We start from the raw sequence: 20,686 nt of genomic DNA on the forward strand, positions 1-20,686 counted from the left end.
TTATTCTTTAGCGGCGGTTCGACTTTAGGCCATAACCGCTATAAATCCATCGCTTCAGCATACAACCAAGCACTTAACTCAAGCAGATTCCGGGAATCCTCACTTAAGCAAAAACAGCGCCATTGACTCGACATGACTGGTGTGGGGGAACATATCCAGCACGCCTACAGCATCCAATTGGTACCCGGCTTCAACCAGTAATGCAGAATCTCGTGCCAGCGTTGCCGGGTTGCAACTGACGTAGACAATCCGCTTGGGAGAAAGTTGCTTACCCGCCACCCAGCGTTGGATGCCGGCAATAATATCTTTCGCGCCATCGCGGGGCGGATCAAGCAAGATTGCTGCGATTTCTTGTTCTTTGTTAGCTTCCCCCAGGCGCTGCAGTTGAGTATGGGTCATATCTGCCAGGTTGGCGGCAATAAATTTTGCGTTGGTGATGCCCAGACGTTCAGCATTTTCCCTTCCGCGCAGCACCATCGATTCCACTGCTTCAATACCGATAACCTCGGCGCAATGGCGGGAAATGGGCAAAGTGAAATTGCCGATGCCACAGAACAAGTCCAACACGCGGTCATGCGGCTTGAGCGCTAGCAGTTCCAGCGCCTGCGCTACCATCTGCTGGTTAACGTGGGGATTCACCTGGGTGAAATCCTGCGGATGAAATGCCAGCTCGATATTTTCCAACTGATACACAAGGCGCGGATCGCACTCCACACCGCTCAAATCCGTCAAACCAAGATTGCCATTGGGTTCCAACCACACATTGCAAGCCTGTTGTTCAGCGAGCAGCGCAAGCGCTGTGAGATCAGCATCGGCCAGCTTTTTGGTATGACGTAAAACAATTGCAGTCTGATGCTGACCTTTTACCAATTCGATATGTGTTACCGTTTTGGCGCCACGCAAATTCGTTAACCAAGCATGTAAAGGCGCGAGCAGCGCATTCAATTCCGGTATCAACACCCGGCACTGGTTCACATGGGTTATCGCATTGCTGTATTGCTGGCGGAATCCGAGGCTGACGCTGCCATCCGTTTCATACCAGACGCCCAAACGCGCGCGGCTGCGGTAGCCGGTGTCGCCCGCGCTAATCGCCGGCAGCACTCGTTTGGGTACCACTCCACCCCAACGCTGCAACTGTTCCAGCAGGGATTGTTGTTTCATCGCCAATTGCGCAGTCGGTTGCATATGCTGCAACTGACAACCGCCGCAATTGGCATAATGGAGACAAGGCGGCTCTACCCGCTCGGGCGATGCACTTAACAGCTGATCAATGCGCGCATCAATAAAACGCGAATGATCCTCCACCAATCGTGCTGTGACTTTTTCGCCGGTCAGTGCACCGTCGATAAACAAGGTTTTGCCGTCCAGGTTTGCAATACCGCGTCCATCGTGGCTCAAGCGATCAATGGTAAATTCACCCAAGCGTTTATTGGTTTGTGGCAATACTTTTTCGGTAACGCGTGCATGATTGAGGCGCGGACCCTCATCGCGCACGTATACGCTACCATCGGCTTTTTTCGGCCGCGGTTTTTTCCCTAACAAACTGCCGCTTTTTTTCGGCGGATTGCCATTTTTACCACTGCGATTGGACATCAAAAATTCCGGTATTACAGAAAGAGACGGCGCATTGCTCAAAACAAGAATGCGCCGTCACCAGGCTTATTTAAGTTGCGAGTCAATCCATTTATATCGCTCGCGCTGCCAACGGATCATCTCTTTTACTTCAGCGTCATAACTGCCGGTGCCGCCGTGGCTGCCATGCCGAATCCATTCTGCAAAATCGGTGACCGACCAGATTGTGTAATTTTTCTTTTGTTGCTTATCGAGCCAGGTCGCACGCGCTTCGGCGTATTGGAAAATATAGTCCAGTTTTCCTTCCGCCTTTACACTATTCCAGCGTGCACTCACTTTGGCTTTGAATGCCGGATCCTGGAACAACCGATCAAACCAGGATGCACTGCGGATATGCCAACCATAGGTTTTATCAACATCGTCGTAACCCGCGTTGCCAAGCGCCAAATCAAAATCCCAGATCGGCCCGAAAAATAATTTGCCATTGCGCTTTTTGTACAGATAAAAACTGGCCACTGCACCATCGGGATTTTTAAATAACTCGTTAATTAAAAAATAATTAATCGCCGAGTCCACATCGATATACGCCGCGTATCCCAGCGCAGGATCAGCAAACTTATCGCCAAACAATGCGGTTTCCGTATCTGCTATATATGTAGCGATGTAGTCGCGCTGTGCAGCCCAAGCCGGCCCTAACAAAGTCTCTGGTGTATCGAGACAAAATGGATTCATACCGTGATTTGAATCGACACAGAACGTCTTTTGGCGATCCAGGTTGACGCCATTAGCGCAAAACGATTCCCAAGGGTTAGTTTTACAAAAATCCTTGTGCATACGAAAATCTACTTCCATTAAATAACCGCCGGTAATTTTTTCTGCATCAGTATCACCCACGTTCAATTCGGGAACGTTAACGCGCTCTTTAGCAACACGGATATGTTCAACCAATTGATAAACACCCTGGTATTTATTATTGAGCGTTAACTCCACATAGTGATTTCTGACGGTATATTCCATACCCAGACTGCGACTGAACATAAAGGCAATGTCGTTGCGCATTAACGTTTTGTCGGCGTAATTGGCAAGTAATACCCAATGTTTGCTCGTGGGCATACCTAACATTTCAACCGAGTTGGTTAGTTTTAACCGATAAGGTTTTTTTACCCACGACCAGGTGGAATTACCGCGCCCACGAATTTCCAACGTGCCTTCAGCAGCAGTGATATTTTCGCCGCTCAAGGCGAATATTCCTGTGAGATAGGTTTCCTTCGAAACAATCGGCGCATTGCCGGTCGTCGTGATATTCAACACTGGCAGAGCTTCTGCGGTGCCAATCGGAAAATCCGCCGGCATACTTGCTGTCGAGCTGGAAATAGCACTGGAACTACTACTGGATGATGAAGCAACAACAGCAACGGAGCTTGAAGATGCTACCGATTTTGCAATTGAGCTTTTTGAATCAGAACCGCCACCACCACCGCAGGCCTGTAGCAACACCAACAAAATAATAAGTGCAAACCGATTTATTGCCGCCATATAAGCATCCTGATTAATTATTGTTAGTAAAATCCGAAAAAATAATGCAAACACTGCAAGGTTTAATTAAACAATCCTGACGATAAATAACGGTCGCCACGATCACAAATAATCGCCACGATTACCGCATTCTCAACCTGCTGGCTTAATTCCAGCGCAGCAGCCACAGCGCCGCCAGAAGATACTCCGCAAAAAATCCCTTCCTTGCGCGCAAGCTCGCGCATCGTATGCTCGGCAAGTTGTTGCGGCATGCTAACGATGCCGTCCACACGATCACGCTCATATATCTTCGGAAGATAGGCTTCAGGCCAGCGACGAATGCCAGGGATTTGCGCCCCTTCCGATGGTTGCAAACCGATAATCTGTATCGCCGGATTCTGTTGTTTGAAATAGCGGGAGCTGCCCATAATCGTACCGGTCGTGCCCATCGAGCTGACAAAATGGGTGATGGTACCACCGGTCTGCTGCCAAATTTCCGGGCCAGTGGTGTGGTAATGGGCAAGCGGATTATCACCATTGCCAAATTGGTCTAACACTATCCCCTTACCCTCAGCTTGCATCTGCAACGCCAAATCGCGCGCACCTTCCATTCCGGCTTCTTTACTCACCAGAATCAATTCTGCACCGTAGGCAGCCATAGAGGCTTTACGCTCGGCGGTAGAGTTATCGGGCATGATCAAAATCATGCGATAACCTTTGATTGCCGCCACCATCGCCAAGGCAATGCCGGTGTTGCCGCTCGTGGCTTCAATCAACGTGTCGCCGGGTTTGATATCGCCACGCAATTCAGCGCGGGTGATCATCGACAACGCAGGACGGTCCTTTACGGAACCAGCAGGATTATTCCCCTCCAGTTTCACTAATATACGATTAGTGGTTGCACCGGGCAGACGCTGTAGTCGAACGAGTGGCGTGTTGCCGACAAATGCTTCTATGGTTGGGAAATCCATACTGACCTCAAGGCAGATAATTCAGGTAGTTAGCCGGTTGCGCTAGCGCGCGCGGGGCGGCTATTCTACCTGCGATCACCCATCCTGCGAACACTTTGTAGCAAAACTCATTTGGGCTCATCACTCGTCGGCATAAGAAATAAGGCTAACCCTCCATGAAGAATAAACGCAGCAGCATTAAATCCGATGTCTGGCGACTGATTTTCATTCCCTCCATCAGCATCGTTATCCTGATTGCCATCAGTCTCACTTATCTCTGCATTTCGCAAATCAATAAATTTATCGACTTGCGCGGCAGTGTACTCGCGCAAAAAACGGCGCACTTGCTGCATAAACCCATGTTGGAAAATAACCGCGAACTGGTCCAGTACATTCTCGATGCTTCAATCGAAGAACCTTATATTCGCGCAGTGCATGCCTACTACACCGATACGGATCAGAGCTTTCACAGCGGCCCGCAATTTATGCCAACCCAGGACACCCACGAACCCAATATGCAGCGGTCATTGGAGCGAAAAACGGACCGCACCCTGCGCTTCTCACATCCATTGGTTAACCTTGAGAATAAAAATCCGATCGGTTGGGTCGAACTCGAATTGATGGCGGCGCCCTACGCCGTGGTGCGTTACGAAGCGATAGTGCTTACCATCGCCCTCACCTTATTGTGTTTAATCATCGGTGCTTATTTCGCGATTGCACTTTATTACCGCATTACCGACCCGCTCGACCACATTAAAAATATTGTGCACGCATTGGCTCGCGGGCGCTTGAGCGAGCGCGTTGAACAACAAAATTCGAGTGAATTTTTTGGCTTGGCAGAAGCCATCAACACCATGGCGGATTATATGGAAGCTGCACAAGCAGATATGCAATCGCACATTGATCACGCGATTGAAGATTTACGCGAGACATTGGAAACCATCGAAATCCAAAACGTTGAATTGGATTTAGCGCGTAAGGAAGCATTGGAAGCCAGCCGGGTAAAATCCGAATTTCTCGCCAATACCAGTCACGAAATTCGCACGCCGCTCAACGGCATCCTCGGTTTTATCAACCTTGCATTGAAAACAGAACTCAATGAGCAGCAGCGGGAATATTTGGAAACTATTCGCGATTCGGCGCAGAACCTGCTCACGGTGATCAATGGTATTCTCGACTTTTCCAAAATTGAATCCGGCAAACTCACACTCGATTACGCGCCGGTTCCGATTCGCAATTGTATCGACGAAGTACTTCATATTCTCGCGCCCGACGCCCATGAAAAAAATCTGGAGCTGGTTAATTACGTTGAATCCAGTATTCCCAAAAATTTATTGGGCGATGCACTGCGCTTTAAACAAGTGCTTTCCAATCTTGTCAGCAATGCGATCAAATACAGCAGCACGGGTAATATCCTGATTGATGTCAGTATTATGCAGCGGCAGGAAACGCAAATTACATTAAAAGTATGCGTTAGCGATGAAGGTATAGGCCTTACACGCGAAGAACAGGACCAATTATTCAGCCCATTCAACCAAGCTGACTCGTCCAGCACGCGTGAACATGAAGGCACAGGTTTAGGCTTGGCAATCTGCAAAGGTTTGGTGGAACGCATGCACGGCGAAATCGGTGTCGTCAGTGAACCCAAGCAAGGTTCTACTTTTTGGTTTACTGCACGTTTAGGCATCGACAAACGTCAACCTTCCATTAGCCAACTGGCTAACCTGAGCGAATATCGCATCCTGCTCTGCGGCGAAAACCCGGCATCAGTAAAACAAATCGATAACCTGTTGCGCGAGTGGAATGGTAATACCCAAAGCATTCCCGCAATCCACGATTGTTTCCCAATCCTGCGTAATGCACGTAATAACAATAGCAATTTCGATCTGCTAATTCTTGACATCGCACCCAACGAAAGAAAAATTCCACCGGTGTTGCTCAATAACCTCGCCGAGCAATTGAATGTAGAATTTAATTGCACACTGATCGCGTGTTGTACACCTGCGCACCAACGCTTATTCCGTACCCATTCAGAACGCTCGCAAGTATTATTTATCAATAAACCCATTGCCTATGAATCCCTATTGCAAACCCTCGGGCGGCAATTGGATTTGCACATTAAAGATATGCGCGAACAAGATGAAGAAGATGCGCAACAGCCGAGTGTGTCAGTATTGTTGGTGGACGATAATCTCGCCAATCTGCAACTCGCCTCGGAATTATTGCGTGGCTTGAACACGCAGGTGGTGCAAGCAAGCACTGGCAAGCAAGCTATTGAAGCCTGCCATGACAACGAGTTCGATGTAATTTTTATGGATATCCAAATGCCGGGAATGGATGGAATGGAAGCGACTCGTCACATTCGTGCACTAGAGCAAGGTAAGCGCCGTACTCCAATTATTGCCCTCACTGCCCACACCATTACCGAACAAAAAGCAGAACTGTTAATTGCCGGCATGGATGATTGTATTAGCAAACCGGTGAGCGAATCCCAATTGGCCCATATCATTAATCGCTGGGCGAGTTTGTCAGGCAAAAAAGAAGTAGTTATCCAGATAGAAGAAAAATCTATCAACCATAACGTACGTGAACCGCTACCGACTGAAGATCTTACAGGGTCAGTGGATATCCAACTTTGCCTGAAATTGGCGAACAATAAACCTGCCCTTGCACGCGATATGCTCAGTATGCTGTTAAGCGGATTGGAAAGTGAAAAACAACAAATTAACGCTGCGCTCGCCAACGACGCCTTTGATGAACTGGAAGAATTAGTGCACAAACTGTATGGCAGTAGTTGCTATTGCGGAGTGCCGCGCTTGAAACATATCAGCGGCCTGCTCGACAAACTTTTTCAAAGCAAACAATATGACCAGGCACGTGATGCAATACCCGCGCTCAACCACGCACTGGATGATTTAATTAATTGGGGACGAGATAAAGATATTGATGCCTTGTTTGGCTTGGAAAAAGCCGAGGCCTAAACAGTTGGCACTTTTATTTTTTTGTTTGTAAAAATAAAGCGCGACTGTTGAGCGGTCGATTACCCAACAAAGGTTTCAACATACGACGTGTAAGGTGTTTGGCGGCAAGGCGCGTGGCAGACAGGGAATAATCACCTTGCGCTATTGCTAACAACCATTCACCCTTCAATAAAAACGCTTCCGGAATATCAGGTGCTGCGCTAAAAAAACCCTCCTGGACGTGACACTCATAAAACCCTTGCGCCTGGATTTCGCAATCGTTACGCGCGTCCATACTAAAATCCAATCCATAACCCAGTTCGCCCAATAAGCGAAATTCGAACTTGCGCAACAGCGGTTCAATATCCTCACATCGCTGCAACGCAACAAGACATTGTTCGTACGCAAAATAAAGTCCGTTATGACGATCCATCTCCGGTAACAAACGCACTAGCAATTCGTTGAGATAGAAACCGGAATACAGATGATTGGCGGTCAAGGTTAAAAAATGATTATCCGATTCAAAACTGGTCAGCAGTTTCATATCGGTTTTGCCCTGCCAGCAAACCAATAAGCGACTGAATGGATTTAAGAGTTGACGTTTAGGCGTTTTATTTTTTCGCACACCGCGCGCGACTGCTGTAACACGCCCAAAATCAGGCGTGAGAAAATCAATCAGTAAACTGGTGTCACGATAGGGACGAGCATGGAGGATATAAGCGGGTTGCAGATCAACACGCATAATGTTCGATTAGAATTCGTTGTAGCCGAGACTGCGCAGGGCACGCTCATCATCGGACCAACCGGATTTTACTTTCACCCAAAGTTTAAGCATGATTTTCAGCTCAAACAGTTTTTCCATATCGACGCGCGCTTCAGTACCAATCAATTTGATACGTGCACCTCTATCGCCGATCAGAATTTTTTTCTGGCCATCGCGCTCAACTAAAATCAATGCAGAAATATTGAGCAGATTACCTTCCTGTTTAAACTCTTCAATTTCCACTGCCATTTCGTAAGGCAATTCATCACCCAACTGGCGAGTAATTTTTTCGCGTACAATTTCCGCTGCCATAAAACGCGAACTGCGATCGGTAATTTGGTCTTCCGGATACAGATGAATGCCTTCCGGCAATCTCTCGGTAATAAGCCGTTCCAACCGATCCAGATTGGTATTGCGCAAGGCCGACATAGGTACAATTTCAGCAACACTTAATTTTTCTGACAAAGTCTGCAGATGCGGAAGTAGCGTTTCTTTATCTTCGATTTGATCGACCTTGTTCACCGCCAAAATAATCGGGCAATTAAGGTGCTGCAATTTTTCAGCCACCGCCTCATCTTCTTCAGTCCAAATAAAACGATCAATCACAAACACCACCACATCGACATCTTTCATCGCGCTGGTTGCAGCTTTATTCATATAGCGATTAATCGCTTTTTGTTGCCCGAGGTGCATACCCGGAGTATCGACAAAAATGATCTGCACATCGCCTTCGGTCTTAATTCCGACTACAGCATTGCGAGTGGTTTGCGGTTTGCGCGAAGTGATACTGATTTTTTGCCCGAGGATATGATTGAGCAGCGTAGATTTGCCCACATTGGGACGGCCAACAATAGCGACATAACCGCAGCGACTGCCGGCAGGTTCGGACTGGTCTGTATCTGAATCAAAAGTCATAAGAAATACTAGAAGAGAAAATGGGAAATTCAGGCAGTCTATTAATCAACGCTAATAGACAAATATCAATCGATTTTTAAATGCGCCAACATTAATGCGGCCGCTTGTTTTTCCGCCTCGCGGCGGCTTGAGGCCGTAGCAACGGTGGGCTGCTTGGCAAGCACAACACGGCATTCAATGGTGAATACTTGCGCGTGCCCTTCACCCCCAACCCGGGTAACCACATATTCGGGAAGGGGCTGGCGTTGAGCCTGAAGATATTCCTGCAAACGCGATTTGGAATCCTTGGCACTGGTATCGAGACCCAGTTCATTCAAGCGCGGCGCGAACCAGACAAGGACTCGCTCACGGCAAACATCCAAACCACTGGCAAGGTAAATAGCCCCTATAATCGCCTCAACACTATCAGCCAAAATAGAGTCGCGCCGGTGACCGCCGGATTTCATTTCACCCTCGCCCAGTACCAGGCATTCACCCAACTCAAATTCGCGCGCGAGCTCCGCCAATGTATCGCCTTTTACCATTTGTGAGCGCAAACGACTCAACTGGCCTTCACGTGCTTCGGGGAACCGCTTGAATAAAACCTCCCCCACAATGAAATTCAAAATTGAATCGCCAAGAAACTCAAGACGCTCATTATTGGTAGCGCCGTGGCTGCGATGGGTTAACGCCAGTTGTAACTGGCGTTGATCTTCAAAATGATAGCCAAGACGTTGCTCAAGGCGCTGGTATTTAAGAGTTAGCACAACTTACTTGGTCTTCAGAACCGCTGGTGGTTTACAACATTGCCCGGGACGGCTGCTGTCGAGGTGATTTTGGAAGCTCAACACCAGATCAATATTGTAAAAGAGAGGGACACGGGTTTCATAATCTACAGTGACTATGGCTTTTTCACTTTCACGCTCTATCTTGATATTTTTTGTGGGACCAGGACTACGGACATTATTAATCATGTAAAAATTATTGAGTTTCTTGGAAATTTCAGCATCGGTCATCTGTTCCAATTTTTCCCCGCCGTTTTCCAACGAGCGAAGCGCAGATTCAACATAGCGATTCTCGGCATACAGCGGAACTATCTTAAATGCAAATAATAAAAAGAAGCCGGCAATAGCAATCACCAATGCCCATTGCAGCATCCCCAAACCACGCTGGTGCTTGATCAATTTAAGATTGTTCATTTTCATTGCACTTGACTCCGATGAAAGGAATGGCTGTCATCAACTTAGCACAGGAACTTATTTTATAACGCCGACATGATCAAAAGACGGGATACTCAGGAATCTATCCCAGTGCATCCACACCGCAAATGCTTTACCGACGATTGCTTCTTCACCCACAAAACCCCACTCGCGGCTGTCCAGGCTGTTATCGCGGTTGTCACCCATCATAAAGTAATGACCTTCCGGCACGACCCAGGAACCATGCTGGCTTAAACGGCTGGGCTGCAAATGTTTATAGGCAGTGAATTCTTTGCCGTCAATATTCTCGGTCACCATGCGCAATACCGGAGCACCTGCTGGCAATTCTGCCACCAACTTTTCTTCAATCACTTTACCATTCAGGGTCAACACATGATTGTTATAAGTGATGTGGTCACCCGGCACGCCAATTACACGCTTAATGTAGTAGACATCAGGTTGATGCGGCGGAAAAAACACCATCACATCACCGCGCTGGGGTTTACCCGTAGGAATGATGGTGTTGTTCAATACTGGCGCACGGACGCCATAGGCAAATTTATTCACCAGAATAAAGTCACCTACTTCCAGTGTCGGGATCATAGAGCCCGATGGAATCTGGAACGGCTCAACCAAAAACGAGCGCAGGAAGAAAACAATAAACAATACCGGGAAGAACGATTTTGAATACTCAACCAATAGCGGTTCCCTGGATGCCAGCTCTTTAGCCTCTTCATAGGCCGCTTTTTGCTGCTCGGTTTCCAATGCCCTACCGCTAAATTGCTTTTCTACCGCGGCAACTTTTGCTTTGCGCGGGCGCGACCATACCAGTACATCAAACAACCATACCAGGCCGGTAATCAATACCGCGAGCGTGAGGATCAGAGGAAGGTTAATACTGCTCATTGAGAGTCCTTAGCGTGTGATTCAAACACGTGGTTAGCTATCTATTTTTAATACCGCAAAGAATGCCGCTTGCGGGATTTCAACACTACCCACTTGCTTCATACGCTTCTTACCGGCTTTTTGTTTTTCCAGCAGTTTTTTCTTCCGCGTTGCATCACCACCGTAACATTTTGCGGTCACATCTTTACGCAAGGCTTTTACGGTAGAACGCGCAACGATTTGACCACCAATAGCAGCCTGGATTGCAACGTCGTACATTTGACGAGGGATCAACTCTTTCATTTTTTCGGTGAGCGACCGCCCCATGCCGTGCGCTTTGTCGCGGTGCACAATAATCGCTAATGCATCTACTTTCTCGCTGTTGATCAACACATCCAAACGCACCAGACTCGCGGCCTGGAAGCGGATAAAACTGTAATCCAACGAGGCATAACCGCGACTGACTGACTTTAGCCGGTCAAAGAAATCAGTGACCACTTCATTCATCGGTAATTCATAGCGCACACGCACCTGGGAACCGGTGAACTGCAAATCTTTTTGCACGCCGCGCTTTTCGATACAGAGCGTAATCACGTTGCCCAAATGTTCTTGTGGCACAAGGATGTTGGCCTCAACAATCGGTTCGCGCATTTCTTCGATTGAGCCTGGGTCAGGCAACTTGGACGGGTTATCGACAAAGATGACCTCACCACCGCGCTTAACCACTTCGAACACTACCGTTGGAGCTGTAGTGATCAGGTCGAGATCGTATTCGCGCTCCAGACGTTCCTGAATGATCTCCATGTGCAACATGCCGAGGAAACCAACGCGGAAGCCGAAACCCAATGCATCGGAGCTTTCGGGTTCATAGAACAGGGAGGCATCGTTCAAGGTCAGCTTGGCCAACGCTTCGCGAAAATCTTCGAAGTCATCGGAACTGATCGGGAACATACCGGCGTAAACTTGCGGCTTGATCTTCTGGAAACCTTCCAACGCTTCAACGTCAGGGGTTTGTGCGTGGGTGATGGTATCGCCCACGGGTGCGCCATGAATATCTTTGATACCGGCAACTACAAAACCTACTTCACCGGCTTTGAGCTCTTTTAACTGGGTTGGTTTAGGACTGAATACACCCACCCCGTCGACAATCTGTGCTTTGCCGATGGTTTTGGTAATGATTTTGTCTTTCAAACGCAGGGTGCCCTGCTTTACGCGCACCAGCGACACAACACCGAGGTAGTTGTCGAACCAGGAATCGATAATCAGCGCTTGCAACGGTGCATCGACATCACCAACCGGCGGCGGAACCAGTCGCACTAATTCTTCCAATACATCTTCCATACCCAAGCCGGACTTGGCCGAACAGCGCACGGCTTCGGTAGCATCAATGCCGATAATATCTTCAATTTCCTGTGCAACGCGGTCTGGCTCTGCCTGGGGTAAATCCATCTTGTTCAAGACCGGAATTACTTCCAACCCCTGTTCAATTGCGGTGTAGCAGTTGGCAACTGACTGGGCTTCTACGCCCTGCCCGGCATCCACTACCAGCAATGCACCTTCACACGCCGCCAGCGAACGGGATACTTCATAGGTGAAGTCCACATGGCCGGGAGTATCGATAAAGTTAAGCTGATAGGTTTTTCCATCGCGCGCCTTGTAATAGAGCGTTACGCTGTGGGCTTTAATGGTAATGCCACGCTCGCGCTCCAGATCCATGGAATCAAGTACTTGCGCTTCCATTTCACGGTCACTCAAGCCACCGCACATCTGGATAAAACGGTCGGCAATGGTAGATTTACCGTGGTCAATGTGGGCGATGATGGAAAAGTTACGGATATGGCTCAGGTCAGTCACAGGCGCTTAACTACTTTAGGAAGTTGGAATAGTCCCCGGGAATGGGGGGTGAAAATAGTGGGCGGCATTCTAGCCTATTTGATAGGGCGGTGCCATGAGCAGCTTGCGGATCAAAATGGTCAGAAAATAGTATCCAGCACGGGGGTTTCACGATAGCTATCACCCTGTAGCTCTATAGTGAGAACTGATCAGCGTGTTACTCCGGCTTTGCTACCATCCATCGGTTTAATACGCAGTTCGCCAGCAAATAATCCCACAAACACATTATCGCCGCTTTAAACCTGTGCGCGACTAAGGAGCCTCCAATACAAAAACCATGTCGAATCATTCCCGGCCTATTGCGCAATATTGGTTAGCAAACCACATTGTCGGACACAAAATACCCAACCGAATAAATTACAAATACTTAAAATAAAATTACTGGAATGCTACTGACTTAATAAAAATACAGTGCATTTATGGAGGCGTGAAATGAGTGAAATAAAAAAAATAGTTATCGTTGGTGGCGGAGCAGCTGGCTGGATGTGCGCGGCAATCCTTTCCGAGTTTTTACCGAAAGGACAACCGGAAATAGAGCTGATTGAATCAGAACAAATCGGCATCATAGGCGTCGGTGAGTCTACGGTTCCACCCATTTTGCAGCTAGTGCATCGGCTGGGTATTAGCATTAAAGACTTTATCATCGCCACTCAGGGCGCCTTTAAATTGGGCATCAAATTCGATGACTGGCACACCAAGGGAGAAACTTATTATCACCCCTTCGGACATGCTGGAGGTCCTATCCAAGGCAATAACTTTTATCACTGTTGGTTACGCGCCAAGCAAAATGGCCATCCATCTGAATTACAGGATTTCGCACCAGCCACTGTGATGGCAAGAAAAGGGAAATTTATGTTGCCAGCGATGGCACCTAATACTCCTATCAGTTCAGCCAGTATGTCCGTACATATTGATGCGCATCTCGCCGCCAATTTTCTGCGTAGTTATGCGGAAAAGAAGGGAGTCAAACGCCACGAAGGGATAGTGACGCAAGTTCATCAGCATCCCGATACCGGCTATATCACTGGTGTGGAGCTACAGGATGGCCGTCGCATTGACGGTGATTTTTTTCTGGACTGCTCAGGCTTCCGCTCAATTCTGACCACCAAGGCGCTCAATGTACCCTTTGTCGATTGGTCAAATGAGCTTCTGTGTGATCGCGCCATTACAACCCAGACGACCAATATTAATGAGCCGCATCCTTATACCTATGCTGGCGCGCAGGACGCTGGATGGCGCTGGCGTATTCCGCTACAACATCGTTCTGGAAATGGTTACGTATTTTCAAGCTCACATATTACCGACCAACAAGCTCTGGATTCCTTCCTGCCACAACTTGAAGGAGAGCAAACAACTGACCCATGGATCGTCCCGTTCAAAACGGGAATGCGCCGCGAGTTATGGCACAAAAACTGTATCGCCGTTGGTCTGGCCGGTGGCTTTATCGAACCATTGGAATCAACGGCTATACACCTCATCTATAGGTCCATGGATTTCTTCATCCGGTTTTACCCCAAAAACGGAGTAGATCCAGCCCTACAGAAGGAATATAACCGACGCATGGCAGCGGATTACGAAGAGATCAAGGATTTCGTCGTCCTGCACTATTGTACTACCGCACGTGAAGACACCGCTTTCTGGCGTGACGTACGTGCAGCCAAAGTACCAGACAGCCTACAGGAAAAAATCGAATTGTTTCGTGCCAATGGCTCTTTGAGGGAAGGTGTAGATAACTTGTTCAACGAACCAAGCTGGCAAGCGGTTATGGAGGGTATGAAAGTACGACCGCATACTTACAGCCCGTCAATCGACCGCATACCGACGGATTACTTGACCAAAACGCTGGACGCCGTTCTACCGCAATTAAACAACTACGTAGATACACTCCCGAGCCATGGACAATTCTTGCGCGATAACTATCCTGCTCCAGTTCCAGACTCAGTCACATCGCCAAAACGTGGCATTAAAAAGCATTGATACAATATTATCTAGCCGCTAACGGTTGCGCCGCAATACAGCGGCGCAACCGGTTTTCCATCAAATATTGTTATCCAGCATTGGAGGAGAATTGTCGCAGTTAGCTATACCGTTATTTGATTACTATTGATCTAAACACCGGGCGATCCTGGCGATAAAAGCGAATTGCTTGAGGTTCATTTTTAGGCAAGCTTTTCACTACCTTGGCGTAATCAGCAGATGACTTGATATCGGCAAAGGCCAGTTGGGTGATGATATCGCCAATCTGTATGCCCGCCTCGGCAGCAGGACTGCCTTGTTTTACATCGCGTACGACCACACCGGATTCCGCACCTCCACGCTGGGTTTGCTCCAGATTACCGACCACCAGACCAAGTATATCCACCGGGTTAGTGGCCGGTGCCGTAGCCGGACGTGTAGCAGCCTCAGCGGGCGATACCGGCAAAATACCGACGGTGACATTCAAGGATTGTTCTTTGCCTTTGCGCATAATAATCACCGGCACTTTGGATTTCGGCGCAGTGCGACCAACAAGGTACGGCAAATCGCTGGAAGTATGTACGTCGCTACCGTTAAATTTGATAATCAAATCACCCGCTTTCAAACCGGATTTCGCCGCTGGACCCTCACTATCCACTTCGCTGATCAGCGCCCCCATAGGCTTATTCATCCCGAGTGAACTGGCGAGGTTTTTGTCCACATCCTGGATCATTACCCCCAGCCAACCGCGATCAACGCGACCTTTATCTTTTAATTGCGCCACCACATCAATCGCAAGCGAGGATGGAATTGCAAATGAAAGACCGACAGAGCCACCACTGGGCGAATAAATTTGCGAGTTAATACCGACTACCTCTCCGTCCATATTAAACAGCGGGCCACCGGAGTTGCCGGGGTTGATAGCGACATCGGTTTGGATAAACGGGACGTAATTACTCTCGCTGCGCGCCGACGGGATGCTGCGACCGATAGCACTGACAATACCCGCACTGGCAGAATAGTCCAGGCCAAACGGTGAACCGATTGCAACTACCCACTGCCCCACTTTAAGTGTTTCATTTTTGGCCAGTGTAAGGGTCGGCAAATCTTTGGCATCGACTTTTAACAACGCCAGATCTGAGCGCTCATCGCTGCCCACCAATTTTGCGGTGTATTCACGCTGATCGTTGAGGATCACGGTAATGGTGTCCATCCGATCAACCACGTGGTCATTAGTCAACACATAGCCATCGCTGGAAATAATAAAACCGGAGCCAAGCGAGCCGCGATCGCGCGGCGCTTGGCGGCGCTCCAACAATTCGCGAAAAATATCGGGCAAACCTTCCATGTTGGGCGGCAATTGTTGCGGCGTCCGGGTAAGGTCGCCTTTGGATACAGCGGTAATTTTTACCACCGCCGGAGAATGCTGTTCAATTAACCGGGTGAAATCCGGCAGTTCGGCGGCAACGCTGGTGACAGGTAATAGAATTAAGGTAACTACTGCGGTAAGACTCGCCCATTTGGCAGTCATTTTGTACATACAAGGCTCCTTAGGAATATTCAACAGCCGGGAATGGTTCGCGCTACGCAAAGCAATCAGCCGCTGCTCGCAACATGAGACTGGTCAGTTCAAAAAAAATTCCAACCCGGAAATAAATTCCGGGTTAAGAATGATTTGGGAATTGTGCTAAAAAAATGCAAGTAAAAAATATGAAAGGCTGGCGGTAAATTAATTTACGGTGTCGGTTTTGCAGTGGGCTGCTGGCCTCTGGTGAGATTTTGTTGCTCGACCATTTTTTCCAATTCCTGCAGATTTACCGGCAACTCTGCACCGGCCGATGATGACTGCACCGATAACTGTGACTGGCTCGAGCTTTCAGCTGCTGCTTTTTGTTCAGCGGCTTTTTGTTCGGCATCTTTTATCGCTGCGATTTTCTTTTCCATTTCCTTGCGTGTGGCTTCATTTTCCAGCCGAATCGTCACTCGCCGATTTTTGGCTTGTCCGGCTTTATTTTGATTATTGGCAATTGGGAATTTATCGCCATGCCAACGCGTGGTAATAGTGTCTGCACCCAATCCTTTATCAATAAGGTATGCCGTTACCAACTCTGCCTGTTTTTGCGCGGCGACCTCACCTTCTTCCGGCGTGGACAACTTTTCGCTGTGGGCATCCACAATAATTCCCAGCACGCGGGGATCAGCTTTGGTATAGCGCATGATTTTATTGAGCTGGCTTTTTGCCGCTGCGCTGAGTTCATCCGCATTCGGCGCATAATTAATGAGCGTGCGCGAAAGTTGGTCAAACGTGTAAGGAATTAACTCCGCAATACAGCGTTGATATTTGCCATAAGCCTGGAGGAAATTATGCGCTTCCAATGCTACGCGCAGGCTGCTGCCGTTTGAACCTACCTGCGTACTGCTGAACACCACATTGGTGCCCTGCTCCAATGATCTGCTAATTGCCCGGATCTGCGCATCCGTCGCTAACCGCAAAGGTTGCCTGGTATTGGCCTGTACCTGACCCAGCGCCACAGGGCCGCTATCACTGCGCCACACGGGAGGGACAGATTCAATTTTTACCACACCGGACAGGAATACCTGGCTATTATTTTTCAACTCAAAAAACTCACCCGCTCCCGCATTCCGTACAAAACGCGCGCTGCCGAAACCGGGGATGCCATGGCTCAAACTACAAGCGAATGGTCCCGATCGTGCGCTCCACTCAGCGTCGTTGAAACTGGCACTATATGTTTGCGCAGCAAGCGATGCACTCTGGCTAAAGACAATAACCAGCAAGATCAAAGGGCTTGAGCGGTACAAAGACAGCAGCGGCATGAGCAGGTCCAATCGCATAAAACAGTGATCTACCGAGTATAGCCAGCTCGCCGGAGAATGCTGACTATTGCAGGATCAGGAATTAAGGCTGCGGATTGGGGTCAATTTTGGTAGGATGCGCCACTTTTGGCCGATTATTCGCTTGCCTATCGGTTCATCTATTTGTTTACTTGTTACTTATTACCTGTTTACTACTTAATTGTTATTCGTATTGCTACGGAATTGCCCGCCCCATGACCCAACAGCTAACCCTGACCCGCCCCGACGATTGGCACATCCACCTGCGCGATGGCGCTTCCCTCGTCCGTACCGTAGGCGATGCCGCGCACCAGTTCGCGCGCGCGATTGTGATGCCCAACCTCGTACCGCCGGTGATGAATGCCGAGCAGGCGCAGGCCTATAAAGAACGCATCCTCGCCGCACGCCCGGAAGGCAGCCAGTTTGAACCGCTTATGGTGCTTTACCTGACCGACAATACCGAACCGGCTGAAATCGCTATCGCCAAGGCTAACGGCGTCACCGCCTGTAAACTCTATCCCGCCGGTGCAACGACCAATTCGGCCTCCGGCGTGACCGACCTGAAAAAGATCTACCCGGTGCTCGCGGCCATGCAAAATGCCGGCATGCATTTTCTGCTGCACGGCGAAGTAACCGACAGTGCGATTGATATTTTCGACCGCGAAAAAGTTTTTCTCGACCGCACTTTCAGCCAGGTAGTGACAGACTTCCCCGCGCTGAAAATGGTACTGGAACATATCACTACCGCCGATGCCGCCCAATTTGTTGCCGACGCGCCGGATAATGTAGCAGCGACTATCACCGCGCATCACCTGCTGTACAACCGCAACCACATGCTCGCCGGCAATATTCGCCCGCACTATTACTGTCTGCCCATTCTCAAGCGCAGCACCCATCAGCAAGCGCTGATCAAGGCGGCGACCAGCGGCAACCCGAAATTCTTTTTGGGCACTGATTCAGCCCCCCACGCCAAAGATAGAAAAGAAGCCGCCTGCGGTTGTGCCGGTAGCTACACCGCCTATGCCGCCATTGAGCTTTATGCCGAAGCCTTTGAAGATGCCGGTGCGCTCGATAAACTTGAAGCCTTCGCCAGCCATTTCGGGCCAGATTTTTACAATCTCCCGCGCAATACCGATACCATCACCCTGATCAAAAAAGACTGGCAAGCGCCGGACAGTTTGGATTTAGGCGATCAACCGCTGGTGCCCTTGCGCGCCGGTGAAACCCTCCGCTGGCAGTTACAGACTGCTTAAGGTTAATGTGTGAATCCACCTGAAAACTCCCGCGATCCTGACTCACCTTTGGCGCAGCGCTTTCGCGGATTTCTGCCAGTGATTGTCGATGTGGAAACCGGCGGCTTTAATTCGCAAACCGACGCCTTGCTGGAAATTGCTGCGGTGACTATCCGTATGGATCAAGGGGGCTTTTTACATCGACATGAAACCTTTTCGTTTCATGTCGAGCCTTTTGAGGGCGCGAATATTGAGCAAGCGGCGCTGGATTTTACCGGCATAGATCTCGATAACCCGGAGCGTATGGCAGAGCCGGAATTAATGGTGATGACCGATTTGCTCAACGCCGTGCGTCGTGCGGTAAAAGAAAATGGCTGCACGCGTGCGGTGATTGTCGGACATAACGCCCATTTTGATTTGAATTTTGTGAACGCGGTGATCGACCGCTGCAATATCAAACGCAGCCCGTTTCACCCATTCTCGGTATTCGACACGGCTACCCTCGCCGGACTCGCGTTTGGCCAAACCGTGCTTGCCAAAGCGTGTCAGGTTGCCGGTTTGGAATTCAGCAATAGCGCCGCGCACTCTGCCGCTTACGATGCAGAAAAAACCGCCGAATTATTTTGCGTGATAGTCAATCGCTGGAAAGAGTTGGGCGGCTGGGATTCTTTTGCGGGCAATGCCGACGACGATATTGAATAAATCGCAGCCTGTTTGTTTTCCACATGAGGTCAACACATGGCATTTAATCTGAAAAAGTACTTGCTCGATAAACCCGAGGCCGTTGAGGATTTTCCCTTTGGCCCCGAGGCTGCGGTGTACAAAGTGCGCGATAAAATGTTTGCGCTGGTCTTCAGCAGCGCGAATGAAAAACGCATTAACCTGAAATGCGATCCGGCCGAAGCCGAGCAACTGCGCATGGTATTTGATGCAGTGTTACCCGGATATCACATGAATAAAAAGCACTGGAATACGCTCGTCATCAACGGCTCTATTCCCGATGCGGAGGTGAAAAGAATGATCGATAATTCCTATGCACTGGTAGTTAAAAATTTAGGGAAATCCGCAGCTCATCTGTTGTTGTTGTGAAGCTCGGGATTTAATACCGTCCAGTCTGCTACCTGCTCATTGATAACACCAGACGCACGATACGCACGCGCAATAACATCTTGCTCACGCAGCACCGCCAGACCTTTTTCAATCGCCGCATAAGCTTCAACACCCGCAGGATGGGTAAGGCTCACCATCCAGCCCCGGCTACCCGCCAGTTTTACCTTCAATCCCTGTATCGGCACCAGCGTAATTCCCATTGCCTGATAACTTAAATCAGCGCGAGAAGAAAAGCTGCTCAACATAAAATCCACTCGCCGGGTATGCACCATCTTCACCATACTTTCCCAATACACGTTGTCGTTTACTGCAGCCAATCCCAATCCTTTTAATGCATTCCAGTCGGGACGCCACTGCTTACTCGACACTGTTGTGAGCTTGCGTACATCCTCCAACGTTTTGGTTGTCTTCAATTTAGGATTCTGCGGGTTCATATAAAGCCCAACCTCCATTTCACCGTAGCGCAATAATGGTGATGAGGTTTTCAGTTGCCGATCATCCGCAGCAATATCTTCGCGCCAGATGCCGTTGCTAAATACCGTAGCATGTCCCGAGCGTAAACGAAGCACCACACGATCATAACTCACATCAAACCAGGGCTCGGCAACGACGGGATATTTATTACCGCCCGCTGCCAGCGCTCGCCGCAGCAAGACATAATCAGTCATGTCACGGGAAACTCCCGTTCGCGCAAAATCATCAAATGTTTCAGGCGATTCGTCCGCGCGCAAAATAGTGCGCACATTGTCGAGCACAGTTGGGGGAACCAGAATAACAACGGGTGATGGAGACAAGAGCGCCGGTGCAGAGCTGAAGGACTCATCATCGGCATAAAGCCGGGGATGCATCGCGATAAGTGCTAGCACAATAAAATACTGAATGAATCTCATTGCAATAGCACTCA

The 20,686-nt window shown here is 49.1% G+C and carries 17 protein-coding genes; 5 read left to right on the plus strand and 12 right to left on the minus strand.

Annotation, left to right across the window (positions count from 1 at the left end; all coding sequences use genetic code 11):
* Positions 1-99: 99 nt before the first annotated feature.
* The 3 genes from rlmD to cysM all read right to left on the minus strand — a co-directional run bounded on the left by rlmD (position 100) and on the right by cysM (position 4,058).
* Positions 100-1,593 (minus strand): 23S rRNA (uracil(1939)-C(5))-methyltransferase RlmD, encoded by a 1,494-nt coding sequence (gene rlmD / locus AC1RJL_RS08430; protein ID WP_492912856.1) that lies wholly within the window; start codon positions 1,591-1,593, stop codon positions 100-102.
* Between the two features lie 66 nt (positions 1,594-1,659).
* Positions 1,660-3,108: a CotH kinase family protein gene (locus tag AC1RJL_RS08435; protein WP_492912858.1), complete on the minus strand. Its 1,449-nt coding sequence runs from the start codon at positions 3,106-3,108 to the stop codon at positions 1,660-1,662.
* Between the two features lie 62 nt (positions 3,109-3,170).
* Entirely contained in the window at positions 3,171-4,058 is an 888-nt protein-coding gene (gene cysM, locus AC1RJL_RS08440) for a cysteine synthase CysM (protein WP_492912860.1), read from the minus strand.
* A gap of 155 nt (positions 4,059-4,213) precedes the next feature.
* Between cysM and AC1RJL_RS08445 the strand changes: the two genes are divergently transcribed.
* Positions 4,214-7,018: a response regulator gene (locus AC1RJL_RS08445; RefSeq protein WP_492912862.1), complete on the plus strand. Its 2,805-nt coding sequence runs from the start codon at positions 4,214-4,216 to the stop codon at positions 7,016-7,018.
* 13 nt (positions 7,019-7,031) lie between these two features.
* On the opposite strand, the gene recO is transcribed toward AC1RJL_RS08445, so the two are convergent.
* From recO to lepA, 6 genes are all read right to left on the minus strand, one after another.
* Complete coding sequence (gene recO / locus AC1RJL_RS08450) at positions 7,032-7,739, minus strand: DNA repair protein RecO (RefSeq protein WP_492912864.1); 708 nt, start codon at positions 7,737-7,739, stop codon at positions 7,032-7,034.
* Between the two features lie 9 nt (positions 7,740-7,748).
* The gene (gene era / locus AC1RJL_RS08455) at positions 7,749-8,675 is read right to left on the minus strand and encodes a GTPase Era (RefSeq protein WP_492912866.1); all 927 of its coding nucleotides are present in this window, start codon (positions 8,673-8,675) and stop codon (positions 7,749-7,751) included.
* A gap of 65 nt (positions 8,676-8,740) precedes the next feature.
* Positions 8,741-9,421, minus strand: coding sequence for a ribonuclease III (gene rnc / locus AC1RJL_RS08460; protein WP_492912868.1), 681 nt, complete (start codon positions 9,419-9,421; stop codon positions 8,741-8,743).
* 3 nt (positions 9,422-9,424) lie between these two features.
* Complete coding sequence (locus AC1RJL_RS08465; protein ID WP_492912870.1) at positions 9,425-9,853, minus strand: DUF4845 domain-containing protein; 429 nt, start codon at positions 9,851-9,853, stop codon at positions 9,425-9,427.
* A gap of 57 nt (positions 9,854-9,910) precedes the next feature.
* On the minus strand, positions 9,911-10,759 hold the full coding sequence (gene lepB / locus AC1RJL_RS08470) for a signal peptidase I (RefSeq protein ID WP_492912872.1): 849 nt from the start codon (positions 10,757-10,759) through the stop codon (positions 9,911-9,913).
* 33 nt (positions 10,760-10,792) lie between these two features.
* A complete protein-coding gene (lepA, locus tag AC1RJL_RS08475; RefSeq protein WP_492912874.1) occupies positions 10,793-12,592 on the minus strand; it encodes a translation elongation factor 4 in 1,800 nt (599 codons plus the stop codon).
* Between the two features lie 471 nt (positions 12,593-13,063).
* Here lepA and AC1RJL_RS08480 point away from each other — a divergent pair, with 471 nt between their 5' ends.
* The gene (locus AC1RJL_RS08480; protein ID WP_492912876.1) at positions 13,064-14,608 is read left to right on the plus strand and encodes a tryptophan halogenase family protein; all 1,545 of its coding nucleotides are present in this window, start codon (positions 13,064-13,066) and stop codon (positions 14,606-14,608) included.
* 112 nt (positions 14,609-14,720) lie between these two features.
* On the opposite strand, the gene AC1RJL_RS08485 is transcribed toward AC1RJL_RS08480, so the two are convergent.
* Both AC1RJL_RS08485 and AC1RJL_RS08490 read right to left on the minus strand, forming a co-directional pair.
* On the minus strand, positions 14,721-16,127 hold the full coding sequence (locus AC1RJL_RS08485) for a Do family serine endopeptidase (RefSeq protein WP_492912878.1): 1,407 nt from the start codon (positions 16,125-16,127) through the stop codon (positions 14,721-14,723).
* Between the two features lie 194 nt (positions 16,128-16,321).
* The gene (locus AC1RJL_RS08490; protein WP_492912880.1) at positions 16,322-17,422 is read right to left on the minus strand and encodes a MotY family protein; all 1,101 of its coding nucleotides are present in this window, start codon (positions 17,420-17,422) and stop codon (positions 16,322-16,324) included.
* 233 nt (positions 17,423-17,655) lie between these two features.
* Here AC1RJL_RS08490 and pyrC point away from each other — a divergent pair, with 233 nt between their 5' ends.
* Genes pyrC through AC1RJL_RS08505 form a run of 3 tightly spaced genes read left to right on the plus strand, consistent with a single transcriptional unit; the run spans position 17,656 to position 19,761 of the window.
* A complete protein-coding gene (gene pyrC / locus AC1RJL_RS08495) occupies positions 17,656-18,693 on the plus strand; it encodes a dihydroorotase (RefSeq protein ID WP_492912882.1) in 1,038 nt (345 codons plus the stop codon).
* Positions 18,694-18,702: 9 nt separating this feature from the next.
* On the plus strand, positions 18,703-19,374 hold the full coding sequence (rnt, locus tag AC1RJL_RS08500) for a ribonuclease T (RefSeq protein WP_492912884.1): 672 nt from the start codon (positions 18,703-18,705) through the stop codon (positions 19,372-19,374).
* A 36-nt stretch (positions 19,375-19,410) separates the two neighbouring features.
* A complete protein-coding gene (locus AC1RJL_RS08505) occupies positions 19,411-19,761 on the plus strand; it encodes an MmcQ/YjbR family DNA-binding protein (RefSeq protein WP_492912886.1) in 351 nt (116 codons plus the stop codon).
* Here AC1RJL_RS08505 and AC1RJL_RS08510 read toward each other — a convergent pair.
* Positions 19,743-20,672, minus strand: coding sequence for a hypothetical protein (locus AC1RJL_RS08510; protein ID WP_492912888.1), 930 nt, complete (start codon positions 20,670-20,672; stop codon positions 19,743-19,745). The genes AC1RJL_RS08505 and AC1RJL_RS08510 overlap by 19 nt on opposite strands.
* Between the last annotated feature and the right edge of the window lie 14 nt (positions 20,673-20,686).

The organism is Cellvibrio sp. GW822-FHT04B05 (genome assembly GCF_058800985.1).